Raw genomic sequence first — 14534 nt, 5'->3', positions numbered from 1 at the left:
ATTCACATCATTCATGCTAAATGTCAACTATATTTTGGAGAAATTATTAAATATTATAAACTGATAATACAGTCACAATAATACTACTATTTAACAACATTTATACATCATATTATGATAAAGATCACACATATTCAGAAAATACTTATTATGCTTAGGTTCCCTTCTACACACTTAATTCTGTTTAAAATATCAACAGAAAAATCAAACGTACCTTATGTGGAATTTATCTTATCTTCATTCATCCTACCACAAAATAAATTAACAGACAGGATACAAAAGTCGAAGATTTTTTGCTGAAATTGTTAAAATTTATAACACTTATAAATAAATATACCAATAAAAAAACATCCTCCAAGCCTAAACCTGAAGGATGTTTTTAACATATATTGGAAAGCTGAGTAATGAATCAGCCAGATGAATTACATCATACCGCCCATACCACCCATGCCGCTCATATCAGGCATAGCAGCTTTGTCTTCAGGGATATCAGTGATCATGCACTCAGTTGTAAGCATCAATGCTGCAACAGAAGCAGCATGCTCAAGTGCCGAACGCGTTACTTTTGCAGGGTCAAGAATACCCATTTCAAGCATATCGCCATATTCGCCAGTTGCAGCATTATAACCAAAGTTACCTTCACCATTTTTCACCGCGTTGATCACAACTGAAGGCTCATCGCCCGCATTCGCTACGATTTGACGAAGTGGCGCTTCAATGGCACGACGTAAAATGTTGATACCTACATTTTGGTCATCGTTTGCACCAGTTACACCATTAAGTGCAGACGCTGCACGAACAAGCGCAACACCACCACCGGCAACAACACCTTCTTCAACTGCAGCACGAGTTGCATGAAGCGCATCATCCACACGGTCTTTCTTCTCTTTCATTTCAACTTCAGTTGCAGCACCGATTTTGATCACTGCCACACCGCCTGCCAATTTAGCAACGCGTTCTTGAAGTTTTTCTTTGTCGTATTCAGAGGTAGATTCTTCAATTTGCGCACGGATTTGTTGAACGCGATCAGCAATTTGAGCTGCATCACCTGCACCATCAACAAGAACTGTATTCTCTTTAGAAACAGTAACTTTATGAGCTGTACCTAGGTCTTGAAGTGTCGCTTGTTCTAAAGACATGCCTACTTCTTCAGAAATCACAGTACCACCAGTCAAGATTGCGATGTCTTGCAGCATTGCTTTACGACGGTCACCAAAACCAGGTGCTTTAACCGCACACACTTTGATGATGCCGCGCATGTTGTTCACAACTAGAGTTGCCAGTGCTTCGCCTTCAACATCTTCAGCGATGATAAGAAGCGGTTTACCTGTTTTAGCAACTGCTTCAAGCACAGTAATCAATTCACGGATATTGCTGATTTTTTTATCAACAAGCAGAATGAACGGATTTTCAAGTTCAGCAGTTAAAGTATCTTGCTTGTTGGCAAAGTACGGGCTGATATAACCACGGTCAAACTGCATACCTTCAACAACGTCCAAAGCATCTTCAAAGCCTGAACCTTCTTCAACGGTAATTACGCCTTCTTTACCAACACGTTCCATGGCTTGCGCAATCAGTTTACCCACAGTGGTGTCCGAGTTAGCAGAGATAGAACCGACTTGTTCAATCGCTTTAGTATCAGAAGCAGGTTTAGCTGTTGCTTTAATATTTTCAACTACAGCGCGAACCGCAAGGTCGATACCGCGTTTCAAGTCCATTGGGTTCATACCCGCAGTTACTGACTTGATGCCTTCGTTCAAGATGGCTTGCGCAAGTACAGTTGCAGTTGTTGTACCATCACCTGCGATGTCATTGGTTTTTGAAGAGACTTCACGAACCAGTTGAGCACCCATATTTTCAAATTTGTCTGCCAGTGAAATTTCTTTCGCTACAGTTACACCATCTTTAGTAATGTGGGGTGCACCGAAAGAACGGTCGATCACAACATTACGGCCTTTAGGACCTAAAGTTACTTTTACAGCATCTGCAAGCACGTTTACGCCTGCAATCATTTTGCTGCGAGCTGAATCACCAAATTTTACGTCTTTAGCTGACATGATTTACTCCAAATATTTTTAATTTTCAATAATCTGTATAAAGAATCAGGTCTGAATTTTCTGGCTCAGAATTAAGCTTCAAGCACAGCTAAAATGTCAGACTCTTTCATAATAAGAAGTTCTTCGCCTTGTACTTTTACCGTTGTACCTGCATAAGTACCGAACAATACTTTGTCGCCTACTTTAACATCTAAAGCGCGTACACCATTGTCAGTAATCTGGCCATTACCTACTGCAATGATTTCACCTTGAGCCGGTTTTTCAGCAGCAGAACCTGGAAGTAAAATACCGCCAGCAGTTTTAGTTTCTTCTTCAACACGACGAATAACTACGCGATCATGTAATGGACGAATGTTGCTCATTGGAAACTCCATCAGACTAAGTCTTTTATAGTGAAGTAATGATGACTTTGTTATTCCATCGGTCATCATCAAATAATTTCGATGACACTTTTGTGGGGATGGAAAAAAACGCTTCAAGGGGCAAGCAAAAAAAAATTGCTGTTTTTTGTATTTTTTTTATTCAAACCTGCGTGTTTCCGCATTTAGTTGGCATTTTTTTCATCTAAAACAAATTCTTTACGTTGCTCATCAAAATAATAATGCTGCACATCGGCATTGGGATAAATTACATTAAAGCTGTTCGGCAAACCGCGATGTAAACGGTAAGAAATTGCTGTTCCCGCATGAATATCCAGCACGGGATGGTTCGCCCCCAAATGATAAATCTGATTCAGGTCATACACCGCAGATTGATGAAGATGACCATGCAACAGGCCATCTAAACCACTTTGACTCCATGATTCCAGGGCCATACGTCCCAGCATTGGACAGTCCTTGATGCCATGTGGATTATTCGGGGGTGTATAAAAAGGTTGATGTGCAACAATCAGTTTGATTTTATCTGCCGGAGCAATCATTAAAGACTGGTCAATTTGTTGAATTTGTTCTAAGGAAATATGCCCACGGGTATGATAACGCCGTCTAATACTATTAACCCCAATCAAATAAAAATGCTCGGTTTCCAGCACGGTTTCCCTGTGGCCAAAGAAAATTTCATAGCGGGTAAAGGGACTGAATATTCGATTCCAGACATGATACAAGGGAATATCATGATTACCAGGCACCACCAGATAAGGCAGATTTAAACTTTCCAGAAACTGTTTACAGTCATAAAACTGCTTATAACGGGCACGTTGAGTTAAATCACCACTCACAACTACAGCCTCGAGAGGTTGTTGCTGACAAAATAGACGGATGGCAGCCATACAGGCCATTTTTTCCGTACCAAAATGCAAATCAGACAGATGTAAAATCATGAGGAACCATTATTTTGAGTGCATGCTTACGCACGGAAATATGAAGCGGGGGCTGCATTTCTACAATTTCACCATCCAGTGCCAGCGTCAGTTTTTTGGCTTTGGAATGTATTTGGACATGGTCAGCAGAAAAGCTATACACATCTGGTGCATGATCAAGATTGCCCCGAATCAACTGCCATAAAATTTTAAATAAGGTGCGTTTATCACTTTTCGCCACCACCACACCTACAACCTTTCCCTTTTCAGCACATTCAGCAATACGCAGATTCATCTCTGCCAGTTGCAACTGATTATTGCCAAAGAAAATAAGCGGAGTTTTCACAGGATATTTTTTTCCATCAACTTCGATTTCAAGCTTCAGTTCTTTGCGATCACGAATCAGTACATCTAATGCTGAAGTATAGGCATGTAAAGTAAAGCGACCCAAACGCCGGTTATACAGCTCACGCCGTTGTATAAATAAAGGATATAGTCCCAAACTGGCATTATTTAAATAGATATGATCATTAATTTGTGCCACATGTACTTCACGCACCCTACCCTGCGCAATGACCTCAGCTGCTTTTAACAAATCAAGCGGAATATGCAGCAAGCGGGCGACATAATTAAAGGTTCCCAAGGGTAAAATTCCTATCGGAATCTCGGTAGTCATCAATTTGGTTGCTACTGTATTTAAAGTACCGTCTCCCCCCGCAGCTACCACAATGCCAATTTCTTCAGCCTGTTGATGGCGTGAAATAATTTTATCCATCAAACTGTTAAAATCTGCTTCAGCACTGATTTCGAAAGTCTGAATTTCATAGCCATAAGTGGTTAAATTTGTCATAAGTTGTTCATAGATTTCATCTTTATTGGCTGCATGAAATCCTGATTTTTCATTATAGATAATCGACAAAGGCTTTACAGAGACTGACATTTTCTATACTTTTTTGAAGTAATTGCTCTAATTTTGTCCAAATTATCGACAATTGAAAGCATCTTTATGTAAAATTCGAATTACTAGCATTTATTAAATCAATAATGATTCTTATCTAAATACCATCAATAACATATTGTTTATAAAAACAATATATTAAATAAATATTGTCCATAAAATTAATAAATGGATTAATTAATCAACATGTTTAACTTTAAGTATTTGTTTTTTATTAATTAAAAATATACATATATAATATTCCAATCTATTTCAATCACTTCTTAAGTCTTATTTTTTTTACGATTTTGTGCTTTAATACAGCCACTTTTTTTTATATTTTCCTCCAAGCGATGTACCCCATTGTTTGGATTGTACTTTGTACATTTAAATCGTACATATTTGATATAGGCATCACCATGACCCAAGTGAACGCACCAGAATTCGTTCGTAACCCTAAGCTTATTGCATGGGTGGAAGAGATTGCTAAATTAACAAAACCGGCAAAAATTGAATGGTGTGACGGTAGCGCAGAAGAATATCAACGTCTTATTGACTTGATGATCGCTAACGGCACTATGCAAGCGCTTAACCAAGAAAAACATCCTGGTTCTTACTTGGCAAACTCTGATCCTTCTGACGTTGCTCGTGTTGAAGGTCGCACATTTATCTGTTCAGAAAAACAAGAAGATGCAGGTGCGACAAACAACTGGGAAGCTCCAGCTGAAATGCGTACTCGCCTTAACGGTTTATTCGACGGTTCAATGAAAGGCCGTACTTTGTACGTGGTTCCTTTCTCTATGGGTCCTTTAGGTTCTCATATTGCACATATCGGTATCGAATTAACAGATTCTCCTTACGTAGCTGTAAGCATGTCTAAAATGGCTCGTATGGGTAAAGCTGTTTATGACGTTCTTGGCACTGATGGCGAATTTGTTCCATGTGTACACACTGTCGGTGCACCATTGGAAGAAGGTCAAAAAGACGTTGCTTGGCCATGCAACCCAGAAAAATACATCGTTCATTATCCAGAAACCCGTGAAATCTGGTCATTCGGTTCTGGTTACGGCGGTAACGCATTGCTTGGTAAAAAATGCCTAGCTTTACGTATTGCGTCTTCTATGGGCCGTCAACAAGGCTGGTTAGCTGAACACATGCTGATCCTTGGCGTGACCAACCCACGTGGCGAAAAACATTACATCGCAGCTGCATTCCCATCTGCTTGTGGTAAAACAAACTTTGCAATGTTGATTCCACCAGCTGGCTACGAAGGCTGGAAAATTGAAACTGTAGGTGATGATATTGCCTGGATCAAACCAGGTGAAGACGGTCGCTTATATGCCATCAACCCAGAAGCTGGTTTCTTCGGTGTAGCGCCTGGTACAAATACCAAGACTAACCCGAACTGTATGGCTACATTAGCGAAAGATGTTATCTATACTAACGTTGCTGTGACTGACAACGGTGAAGTTTGGTGGGAAGGTCTGACTAAAGAAGTGCCTGCGAACCTGACTAACTGGAAGGGTCAACCTCATGTTGCTGGTGAAAAAGCTGCGCATCCAAATGCTCGCTTCACCGTTGCTGCAGGTCAATGTCCTTCTATTGATGCTGACTGGGAAAATCCAGCAGGCGTTCCAATCTCTGCGTTCATCTTCGGTGGTCGCCGTGCAGACACAGTGCCTCTTATTTCAGAAGCATTTGACTGGGTTGATGGTGTTTATAAAGCTGCAACAATGGGCTCTGAAACCACCGCAGCTGCTGTTGGTCAACAAGGTGTTGTACGTCGTGACCCATTTGCGATGCTTCCATTTACTGGCTACAACATGGCTGACTACTTCTCTCACTGGTTAGAAATGGGTGAGCAAGTAGGTGCGAAAGCTGCTGCTGCGGGCAACAAGCTTCCTGGTATCTACAACGTGAACTGGTTCCGTCGTGATGCTGAAGGCAACTTCGTATGGCCTGGTTTCGGTCAAAACATGCGTGTTCTTGAGTGGATCATTGACCGTTGTGAAGGTCGTGCAACTGCTATTGACACACCAATCGGCCGTGTTCCTACTTACGAACAATTGAACTGGACTGGTTCCGACTTCACTAAAGAACAATTTGACCTAGTAACTTCTCAAGACAAAGATCAATGGATCAAAGAAATTGAAAGCCACTCTGAATTGTTCAACAAACTTGGTGATCGTTTACCAGAAGCGTTGAAAAAACGTCAAAACGAGCTTTTAGAAGCTGTTAAAAAATCTGCTTAATTCAATAGATTAAGTCATAAAAAGGTCACTACGGTGGCCTTTTTTACGTTAATATAATCCCGCAAATAATTCCATAACAATAAAAGAGGGAAAATTTCATGCTAAAAACATTAACACTTACAATTTGCCTGCTTGGTTTATCTGGTCTAGCCATGGCTCAAGCGACCACAGAGCAACGTGGTCTTCATATCTGCGCCATCAAAGGCACACCTGACGCCAGCCAGTTCAAAATCAAAAAACGCATTAAAGTGGCTAAAGGTACTTACGGCAGCGTAGAAGAACTGTATCCACGCTTTGCAGAGCGTGCACATCAGGTCGGTGGCAACGTGGTGATCAACTACAATGCCAGCCAAAGATTCGGTTTCTGGCCTTGGCGTATTGTACGCCCTGTAATTTATGGCACCGCAGTTCAATGGAATACGCCTGTGAATTGTGCATCATTGGGCGGCGTTGAAATTTAAACCTATAAATAGACACGCAGTTGCAATCTAAGCTGCAATTTTATTGCAGATCAACTTTGCACTTGGATTCAAAAAAGACCGCTCAGACGGTCTTTTTTTATGATTTAACAATTTAAGCCGCAGTGTCGCTTGATCTTGTAAGCAATAACTTTAAAAGATATTGATCCAACCGCACTATTTGATTGGCGCTAAATTGAAAACCCAGTTTGGTTCTACGCCATAAAATATCCTGACTGGTTCTTGCCCACTCCTGGTCGACCAGATAATCCACTTCTTTGGCAAACAAGCCATGGCCAAAATTTTCTCCAAGATCATTCAGGTCTGAAATGTTGTTTAAAAACCGCCAAACCCGTGAACCATAGGAGTGCGCCCAGCGCGAGGCTAAGCTTAAAGGGACATTTTCAATATTTTGCATAATCTGCTGAATCAAAAATTCGACCGAAACCAGGTTTTCCGCTCCCGGTAATAACGCTTTTTCAGTCCAGGGCTTGTTCATGTCTGGGAAGCTCGGAGCCAAATGCTGCATTGCTGACTCTGCCAGCTTTCTATACGTGGTGAGCTTGCCACCAAAAACTGAAAGCAAAGGCACGTCGTTTTGCTGCTGATGCGATATCGCCAAAGTGTAATCGCGGGTAATGGCCGATGGATTATCCGACTCGTCATCGCACAACGAGCGTACACCTGAATAGGTATGCAAAATATCTTCAGACCCTAACTGATGCTTGAAGTGATCATTATAAACATCCAGCAAATAATCTGCTTCTGGTTGGGTAATTTTGACCTGATCCAGATCACCTTTGTATTCATAATCTGTGGTACCAATTAAGGTGTATTGCTCCAGATAAGGAATGGCAAAAACAATTCGGTGATCATCATTTTGCAATATGAAAGCTTTATCGCCATCATAAATTCTTGGCACAATAATGTGACTGCCTTGGATAAGACGAAGGCCATGCGGCGATTTTTGTTTTAAATTGTGTTCAATAAACTGAGTCACCCAAGGTCCGGCTGCATTGACCAAGGCTTTTGCCTGTACCTGATAACCGCCCTGCGCATTTTCCAGGTGAACATTCCATAATCCCTGTTCACGGTAAGCCGCTGTGCAGCGTGTTTGTGTTGCAATGTTGGCACCCAGTTCATGGGCCTGCAGGGCATTTAAAACCACCAAACGTGCATCATCTACCGCACAATCAGAGTATTCAAACCCCTGTGTCATCTCATCTTTTAAAGGACTGCTAACGGGATCAAAATGAATATGCCGTGAACTGGCTAATTTTTGTCTTTTTCCCAGATGATCATAAAAAAATAAACCGGTCCGAATCAGCCATGCAGGACGTAAATGCGGTTGATGGGGCATGATAAAACGTAAAGGACGAATAATATGCGGTGCTTTGGCCAACAGAATTTCCCGTTCAGCTAAAGCCTCATGTACCAGACGAAACTCTTTATGTTCAAGGTAACGTAAACCGCCATGAATAAGCTTACTGCTTGCAGAGGAAGTATGGCTGGCTAAATCATCTTTTTCACATAAAAATACAGACAATCCTCGCCCTGCAGCATCAACAGCAATACCCACACCATTGATACCACCACCCACCACAACAACATCATACACCGGATGATTGTTTTGCATGATCACCTCCTCTAATCCGGTTAAAACAACATACTTAAATTTCTTCTTGTGCTAAGCAACTTAACACCATTAAAAGTGAAATGACACTTAAAAATTTCTGATCAATAGTATGTATATAAAATAACAATGGGGTTGTTATATCGAAAATAAACTACACCTATAAATCATCAATTCAGCCATTTCCTTCAACTACTTTACTTTCAATCACTTAAATTTTGCACACTTTTCATACAAAACAAAAAAATCATCGGCTTATGTCTCTAACCCAATTGCTCTAATATTAAAAAACAATAACAAAATGGACTTGCAGACATGATTGAACCAAACGTTTCTCAAGTAAATTTAGATACCAAAACACGGGTCAAATCCATTCTTGGCGGTTCAGCGGGTAATCTGGTGGAATGGTATGACTGGTATGTCTATGCAGCGTTCACCTTATATTTTGCCCATGCATTCTTCCCCAAAGGCAGCCAGACAGCACAACTCCTTCAAGCTGCAGCCATTTTCGCAGTCGGCTTTTTAATGCGACCGATTGGTGCCTGGATTATGGGGATTTACTCGGATAAAAAAGGACGCAAATCCGGTCTGACGCTTTCTGTGACCTTGATGTGTATTGGTTCTCTGATGATTGCAGTATCTCCCACCCATGATCAGATCGGGATATTTGCCCCTATTATTCTAGTTGTGGCCCGATTAATTCAAGGCCTGAGTGTTGGCGGCGAATACGGTGCCAGCGCCACTTATTTAAGTGAAATGGCTGAAAAAAACCGGCGCGGTTTTTTCTCCAGTTTTCAGTATGTGACCCTGATTGCCGGTCAGCTGACAGCACTCTGCGTACTGCTGATTTTACAGTTTGTACTCACTGAAGAACAACTGCATGACTGGGGCTGGCGTATTCCTTTCTTTATTGGTGCCTGCCTGGCCATTGTGGTGTTTTATATCCGCCGCGGGCTGTTAGAGACCCAATCTTTTAAAAATGCACAAAAAGATCCAAACCAACCTCAATCCAGTATGTTTGCCCTGTTCAAACACTATCCCAAACAAGCCTTTACGGTGTTGTTTTTAACCGCAGGCGGTACGGTGGCCTTCTATACCTATACCACCTACCTGCAAAAATATTTAGTCAATACCTCTGGATTTAGCAAACCTGAAGCCACGCAAATCACCACTTTGGCTCTTTTTATTTTCATGTGTTTACAACCTTTTGCCGGAGCTTTATCGGATAAAATTGGACGCAAACCACTGATGATTGCCTTTGGGGTCTTGGGTGTCTTATTTACCTACTTTTTATTTGATCGATTAGGCCAGACCCATGACTACTGGGCAGCCTTTTGGCTGTGCTTGGCAGGCCTGATTATTGTCACCGGTTATACCTCTATTAATGCAGTCGTTAAAGCAGAATTATTCCCGGCGCATATTCGGGCCTTAGGGGTAGCACTGCCCTATGCCCTCGCCAACACACTGTTTGGGGGTACAGCCGAATTTTTCGCACTCAGCTTTAAGGAAGCAGGACATGAGTCTTGGTTCTTTATTTATGTGACCATTTTAATTTCGATTTCCTTGATAGTTTATATCTTTATGAAAGATACCAAACACCATTCAGAAATTAAGGAACACTAATCCAAAGTGATTTTTTAAAAGCCTTTCTTAGATAGAAAGGCTTTTTATTTATCTATACTTTTGAATAAAAAAAATTAGTTATTACTAAACGGTCAAAATCAAAACACTGTATAGAACCCGAATCACGGATAAGAAATTGACTTGAAAAATAAGAGGACTAGAGCCATCAGTTGAGTTACCACACCTAACTTAACGCCCTAGTCCTGATGTTCAATAGTACCGAATTATTCTGTGTAATTGATGATTTCTTTCTTAAATTTGAAGCAACTTACTGGAAATTCCTCAAGCAAAGCCATCACTGTTTAAGAATCCGAACTGCTCAACTGAGTATCTCAGAAATCACCTTTATCGCCATTTGGTATAAGTGTTCTCACTTCAACAATTTCAAAGCATTCTTCTCATGGTTGAAGCAGGATAAATGTCATTTATTTAAAAGCTTGCCCTGTTACCAACGTATGATTTACTTGATTAATATGCATCAATTGGCACTACACGCTCTACATGTCGCTCTGATGAAAGGTCAATACAAACAATATTTATGGATTGACTCAACGACTCTACCTGTCTGTAAAAATCAACGCATCCAACGCCATAAATCATTAGTCAGGATTGCATCTCGCGGTAAAAGCTCGATGGGGTGGTTTTATGGCTGTAAATTACATATCGTGATGAATCAATTTGGCGAGATCGTTAGCTCAGCATTATCCAATGGGCATATTGCTGACATTAAAATGGTTGAGCAGTTAGTTACAGGTTTACAAGCGAAGCTTTATGGAGATCGTGGCGATATCAGCCAAGAATTAAAAAGCAGATTAAGAGATCAAGGTATTGATTTGATTACCTATCATCGAAAGAATATGAAGTCTGTTCAACTACCAAAATCTGATGAATATCACTTAAAACAGCGCAATAAAATAGAAACGTTATTCAGCCTATTGAAAGGACAATACAATTTAGTAACAAGTAAAGCTCGTAGTATTTCGGGCTTTTTAAGTGGGATTTATGCTTCGGTATGTGCATACCAATTAATCCATCGAAATAAGCCAATCATTCAGATTATGGAATCATTGGCTTAAACAGGATTGGGGTTAAGTAAAATATCGACTCCAACAAAAAGAATTTATAGAGGATAAGACTTAGAGATTATCCCCTGTCCAATCATTGGGATCATCCCACTGATTAGACAAGTTTTTTAAAATCCAACATGCATGCAGTCAAATTACTTGATCTGCCGTAACATATTTTTCGCACCCGCATGATTATAGTTATTGGCTAAATTTTGCAAAACCCGCCTTGCTTGGGCTTTTGAATTAGAAAAGCGGTTGCTATAACTGGGTATACTGGTTAAACAACGTGCGACCAACATTCCTGATTCGGTATATACCTTCGTTCCATCAGTTCCTTGCAACTTGCCATAGTTATACGCACGTTGCGCATTATTACAGGCATTAATCTGATTCTGTCCTTTACTTAAATCACGGCGTGCGGAAACATAAGCTTGCAGTTGCTGCTGTTGAGGTGTTTCCACCACTTTTACTGGCTGTGCTGTTGGCAATTCAGCTGTAGGCTTGGGCTCTTTTTTCACCTCAGTGTCTTTTTTAAGCTCCTGCTCTTTTTGAGGGGTCGATTTATTCAGCACTTTCTTATTGTTCTGCTCACTGGCAGTAGATTTTTTTTCAGCTGTATTCGAAGTAACAGCCATATTTTTATAGAAGCGTTTTGCTTCATCAGCCGACATCAGTCTGGTTTGCAAACTGACCAACCGTGCATTGCTTCCATCACCGGATTTACGTTCTGAAACCGGCTCAATCGAAACAATCCAGCTATGTCCATTACTTTGCACACACTTATAGGCGCCTATGCCCTGTTTGACATTGCCAGATGCCAAAAGCAGCTTTTTATCCGACTGATTCTTCACCAGAGACAGTGTGCTTTTATATAACAGGCTAAACTTGCCATTTTTGGCAGAACAATAATTGTTTAAATATTTTCTTGGATATAAAGATTGAGGTTCTTTTTCATTCTGATTTGATCCCCAAGAATAGACATATTCTTTCGCCTGCCCATTGGCTTGGTTGATATTTTTTTGAGCAATCATTTCCTGCGGTGAGGCAAAATTTTTAACCGAATTGTCTGAGCTTGAACCATTAAAACTCGTACAGCCGTGTAAAGCGATGCCTACCCCACCAATTAAGATGAATGTTTTGAAATTCACGTATTAATGCTCACTGATGCTGTAACTGAAAAATATATGAAAATGGGGAAAATCACAAATACAGTACTTTGATTTTATTATTAATTCTCTTGAATGAAATAATAGTTTTTTGCATCAAAAATGAAAAATAACTGCCAATTTTTAAAAGTTTTAAGCTTAAAATCTGAACCGGATAACACTTTTTAGCCGCTACAAAAATTTTTATGATTGGTGAAGCTTCAGTAATCCCTGAAGCTATTCGACAATTTCTATCATGAACTGATGAAAATTTATCCTGCCTTTCATGCGTAGATCCCTAGTTCATTCAAATAGGCTTGGATTCATCTGGTCGCGCACATCTCGATATTTTTTATGAACCTAAAATTAAACGCCATAAAAAAACCCGCATTACACGGGTTTTATTGCTGAATTTAAGTATTTACTACTTATGCAAAGTCGATTCAAATGCTCTTAAACGCTTATAAATTGAAAGCAATTCGATAATGGTCGGCCAAGACTCGATTAAATACTGGAATGACTCACGCACCTTACCAAATACATTCGCGATCTGCATCATGAGGCCTAGTGTAATCGCCCCTGCGGCAATACTTGGGAACAGCACAAATAAACCATACAGATTATCCAGCTGCATGTACCAGATTCGTACCATGTTGAAATAGGCATAATGGAAATACAGGCGGAAATAGTTAAAACGCACGCGGCTGAACAGTTCTTTTAAGGTCAGCGGATCGGCACGGTCAGCATAGTCTTCACCATAGACCAGTTCCTTACGGTAAGCAGCTTCAACCTTCTGGTTATTAAATTCCAGACCCGGCAATTTATAACCGACGACCATCAACACCACAGTACCCAATACCGCCCAACTGATCGCCGCCCAGACCAGCGCATAAGGAATTTCACCCACCACAGGCAGCTGTTTCACATGCGATGACAACTGGAGTAACACCGGTAAAAAAGCCATCAGCGTCATTAAGGCTTGAATGAAGCTCACCCCCAAACTCTCGGTGGTTTTGGCAAACCGCATGGTATCTTCCTGAATACGCTGCGATGCCCCTTCAATATAACGTAACTGTTCCCAATGAGCCGTGTAATACTCATTCATGGCCGTACGCCAGCGGAATACATAATGACTGACAAAAAACAGGTTAAACACGGCAATGGTCACATACACCATTGCCACATACAGGAAAGTTAAGGTTTCGTTGTAAAGTAAATTGACATCACCGCCACCACTGCTCAGCATTTTCTGAATCAGGTCATAAAACGGGCTGTACCAGGCATTGACCACCACATTTACCTGTACGGCAAACCAGATATTAAACAGAATAAAAGCCGAGCCCCAGACCGACCAGCCTTGCCATGGATTGCTGGATTTAAACCGCCAGAACAGGGCAAAAATAACGGTTGAGATCAGGAACCATAGATAAAACCATAAAAATGAAGGTGCCCAAAAGCGACTTACGCCAATAGGTAATTCCGCCGTGGCATAGCCGGGTGCAAAGCCCAAAAAGGTTCCCCAAGTATTGCCACCGGAATACCACAAGGCAATATTGATGACAAACCATAGCACCAATGACGAAAAGAACCACTTCGGGTTCGGAAAAAAAGATTTAAACATTAGCTAGAGCTATTCCTTTATTTTTAGTTTCAAACTTGCCGATCCACCACAACCCAGCCCATTGAAGCTGGATGGATGAAGCGGCTATTATTCTAGTCTTTTCATCTTTTTAGCAACTTATACACTGTTTGTGAAATGTTTTTTCAGGTGAAATCGTTTTCCTTGAGTAACCATTCAATAAGCCAGTTGTATTGTCTATTCAGCCTTTGATGAAGTTTTTGTCATTTCAATTTGGCTTAAAGTTCTAGAGATCTCTCATTCAACACAGTACTTTTGTAATCGTTATTACAAACATTCCAGCATTTGCCACAATCAAAAATGCGATGCTCAAATGACTTTTAGTCAAATCTTGACCCAGCTTAGATCGGATAAATTAAAATGTTCTTAAAAATGACCAAACAGTGAAACCCATATAAATTCTAGGGAAATATTAAAAAACCAAAG

Annotated in this window: 11 protein-coding genes; 4 read left to right on the top strand and 7 right to left on the bottom strand. The window is 40.6% G+C overall.

Annotated features, from left to right (window positions below; genetic code table 11):
• Positions 1-422: 422 nt before the first annotated feature.
• The 4 genes from groL to B9T29_RS06845 all read right to left on the bottom strand — a co-directional run bounded on the left by groL (position 423) and on the right by B9T29_RS06845 (position 4294).
• Positions 423-2057 carry a chaperonin GroEL gene (groL, locus tag B9T29_RS06860; RefSeq protein ID WP_086175217.1) on the bottom strand — a complete coding sequence of 545 codons (1635 nt, stop codon included), beginning with the start codon at positions 2055-2057 and terminating at the stop codon, positions 423-425.
• Positions 2058-2128: 71 nt separating this feature from the next.
• On the bottom strand, positions 2129-2419 hold the full coding sequence (locus B9T29_RS06855) for a co-chaperone GroES (protein ID WP_086175216.1): 291 nt from the start codon (positions 2417-2419) through the stop codon (positions 2129-2131).
• Between the two features lie 182 nt (positions 2420-2601).
• Positions 2602-3375, bottom strand: a complete 774-nt coding sequence (locus B9T29_RS06850) for a metallophosphoesterase family protein (RefSeq protein WP_086175215.1) — start codon at positions 3373-3375, stop codon at positions 2602-2604.
• A complete protein-coding gene (locus B9T29_RS06845) occupies positions 3356-4294 on the bottom strand; it encodes a diacylglycerol/lipid kinase family protein (RefSeq protein ID WP_086175214.1) in 939 nt (312 codons plus the stop codon). Before B9T29_RS06845 ends, B9T29_RS06850 begins: the two co-directional genes overlap by 20 nt.
• A gap of 416 nt (positions 4295-4710) precedes the next feature.
• On the opposite strand from B9T29_RS06845, the gene B9T29_RS06840 reads away from it, so the two are divergent.
• On the top strand, positions 4711-6543 hold the full coding sequence (locus tag B9T29_RS06840; protein ID WP_086175213.1) for a phosphoenolpyruvate carboxykinase (GTP): 1833 nt from the start codon (positions 4711-4713) through the stop codon (positions 6541-6543).
• A 98-nt stretch (positions 6544-6641) separates the two neighbouring features.
• Positions 6642-7004, top strand: coding sequence for a hypothetical protein (locus B9T29_RS06835; RefSeq protein WP_086175212.1), 363 nt, complete (start codon positions 6642-6644; stop codon positions 7002-7004).
• 112 nt (positions 7005-7116) lie between these two features.
• On the opposite strand, the gene glpD is transcribed toward B9T29_RS06835, so the two are convergent.
• Positions 7117-8637 carry a glycerol-3-phosphate dehydrogenase gene (glpD, locus tag B9T29_RS06830; RefSeq protein ID WP_086175211.1) on the bottom strand — a complete coding sequence of 507 codons (1521 nt, stop codon included), beginning with the start codon at positions 8635-8637 and terminating at the stop codon, positions 7117-7119.
• A 312-nt stretch (positions 8638-8949) separates the two neighbouring features.
• Here glpD and B9T29_RS06825 point away from each other — a divergent pair, with 312 nt between their 5' ends.
• Together B9T29_RS06825 and B9T29_RS06820 are read left to right on the top strand one after the other, a co-directional pair.
• The gene (locus B9T29_RS06825) at positions 8950-10257 is read left to right on the top strand and encodes an MFS transporter (RefSeq protein WP_086175210.1); all 1308 of its coding nucleotides are present in this window, start codon (positions 8950-8952) and stop codon (positions 10255-10257) included.
• Between the two features lie 206 nt (positions 10258-10463).
• The gene (locus B9T29_RS06820) at positions 10464-11333 is read left to right on the top strand and encodes an IS982 family transposase (protein WP_086175209.1); all 870 of its coding nucleotides are present in this window, start codon (positions 10464-10466) and stop codon (positions 11331-11333) included.
• Positions 11334-11476: 143 nt separating this feature from the next.
• Here the strand turns inward: B9T29_RS06820 and B9T29_RS06815 are convergent, their stop codons facing one another.
• Entirely contained in the window at positions 11477-12472 is a 996-nt protein-coding gene (locus tag B9T29_RS06815; RefSeq protein WP_086175208.1) for a hypothetical protein, read from the bottom strand.
• 421 nt (positions 12473-12893) lie between these two features.
• Positions 12894-14090, bottom strand: a complete 1197-nt coding sequence (sbmA, locus tag B9T29_RS06810; RefSeq protein WP_086175207.1) for a peptide antibiotic transporter SbmA — start codon at positions 14088-14090, stop codon at positions 12894-12896.
• Positions 14091-14534: the final 444 nt, after the last annotated feature.

Origin of the sequence: Acinetobacter sp. ANC 3903 (assembly GCF_002135315.1) — a bacterium.
Lineage (GTDB): Bacteria > Pseudomonadota > Gammaproteobacteria > Pseudomonadales > Moraxellaceae > Acinetobacter.
The sequence above is the reverse complement of the archived record's forward strand: the minus strand, read 5'-3'. Positions and strand labels throughout refer to the sequence as shown.

Coding starts and splice junctions, on each gene's coding strand:
- groL (WP_086175217.1), bottom strand. CDS start 2,057: ATGTCAGCTAAAGACGTAAAATTTGGTGATTCAGCTCGCAGCAAAATG.
- glpD (WP_086175211.1), bottom strand. CDS start 8,637: ATGCAAAACAATCATCCGGTGTATGATGTTGTTGTGGTGGGTGGTGGT.
- B9T29_RS06845 (WP_086175214.1), bottom strand. CDS start 4,294: ATGTCAGTCTCTGTAAAGCCTTTGTCGATTATCTATAATGAAAAATCA.
- B9T29_RS06835 (WP_086175212.1), top strand. CDS start 6,642: ATGCTAAAAACATTAACACTTACAATTTGCCTGCTTGGTTTATCTGGT.
- sbmA (WP_086175207.1), bottom strand. CDS start 14,090: ATGTTTAAATCTTTTTTTCCGAACCCGAAGTGGTTCTTTTCGTCATTG.
- B9T29_RS06825 (WP_086175210.1), top strand. CDS start 8,950: ATGATTGAACCAAACGTTTCTCAAGTAAATTTAGATACCAAAACACGG.
- B9T29_RS06840 (WP_086175213.1), top strand. CDS start 4,711: ATGACCCAAGTGAACGCACCAGAATTCGTTCGTAACCCTAAGCTTATT.
- B9T29_RS06855 (WP_086175216.1), bottom strand. CDS start 2,419: ATGAGCAACATTCGTCCATTACATGATCGCGTAGTTATTCGTCGTGTT.
- B9T29_RS06820 (WP_086175209.1), top strand. CDS start 10,464: ATGTTCAATAGTACCGAATTATTCTGTGTAATTGATGATTTCTTTCTT.
- B9T29_RS06850 (WP_086175215.1), bottom strand. CDS start 3,375: ATGATTTTACATCTGTCTGATTTGCATTTTGGTACGGAAAAAATGGCC.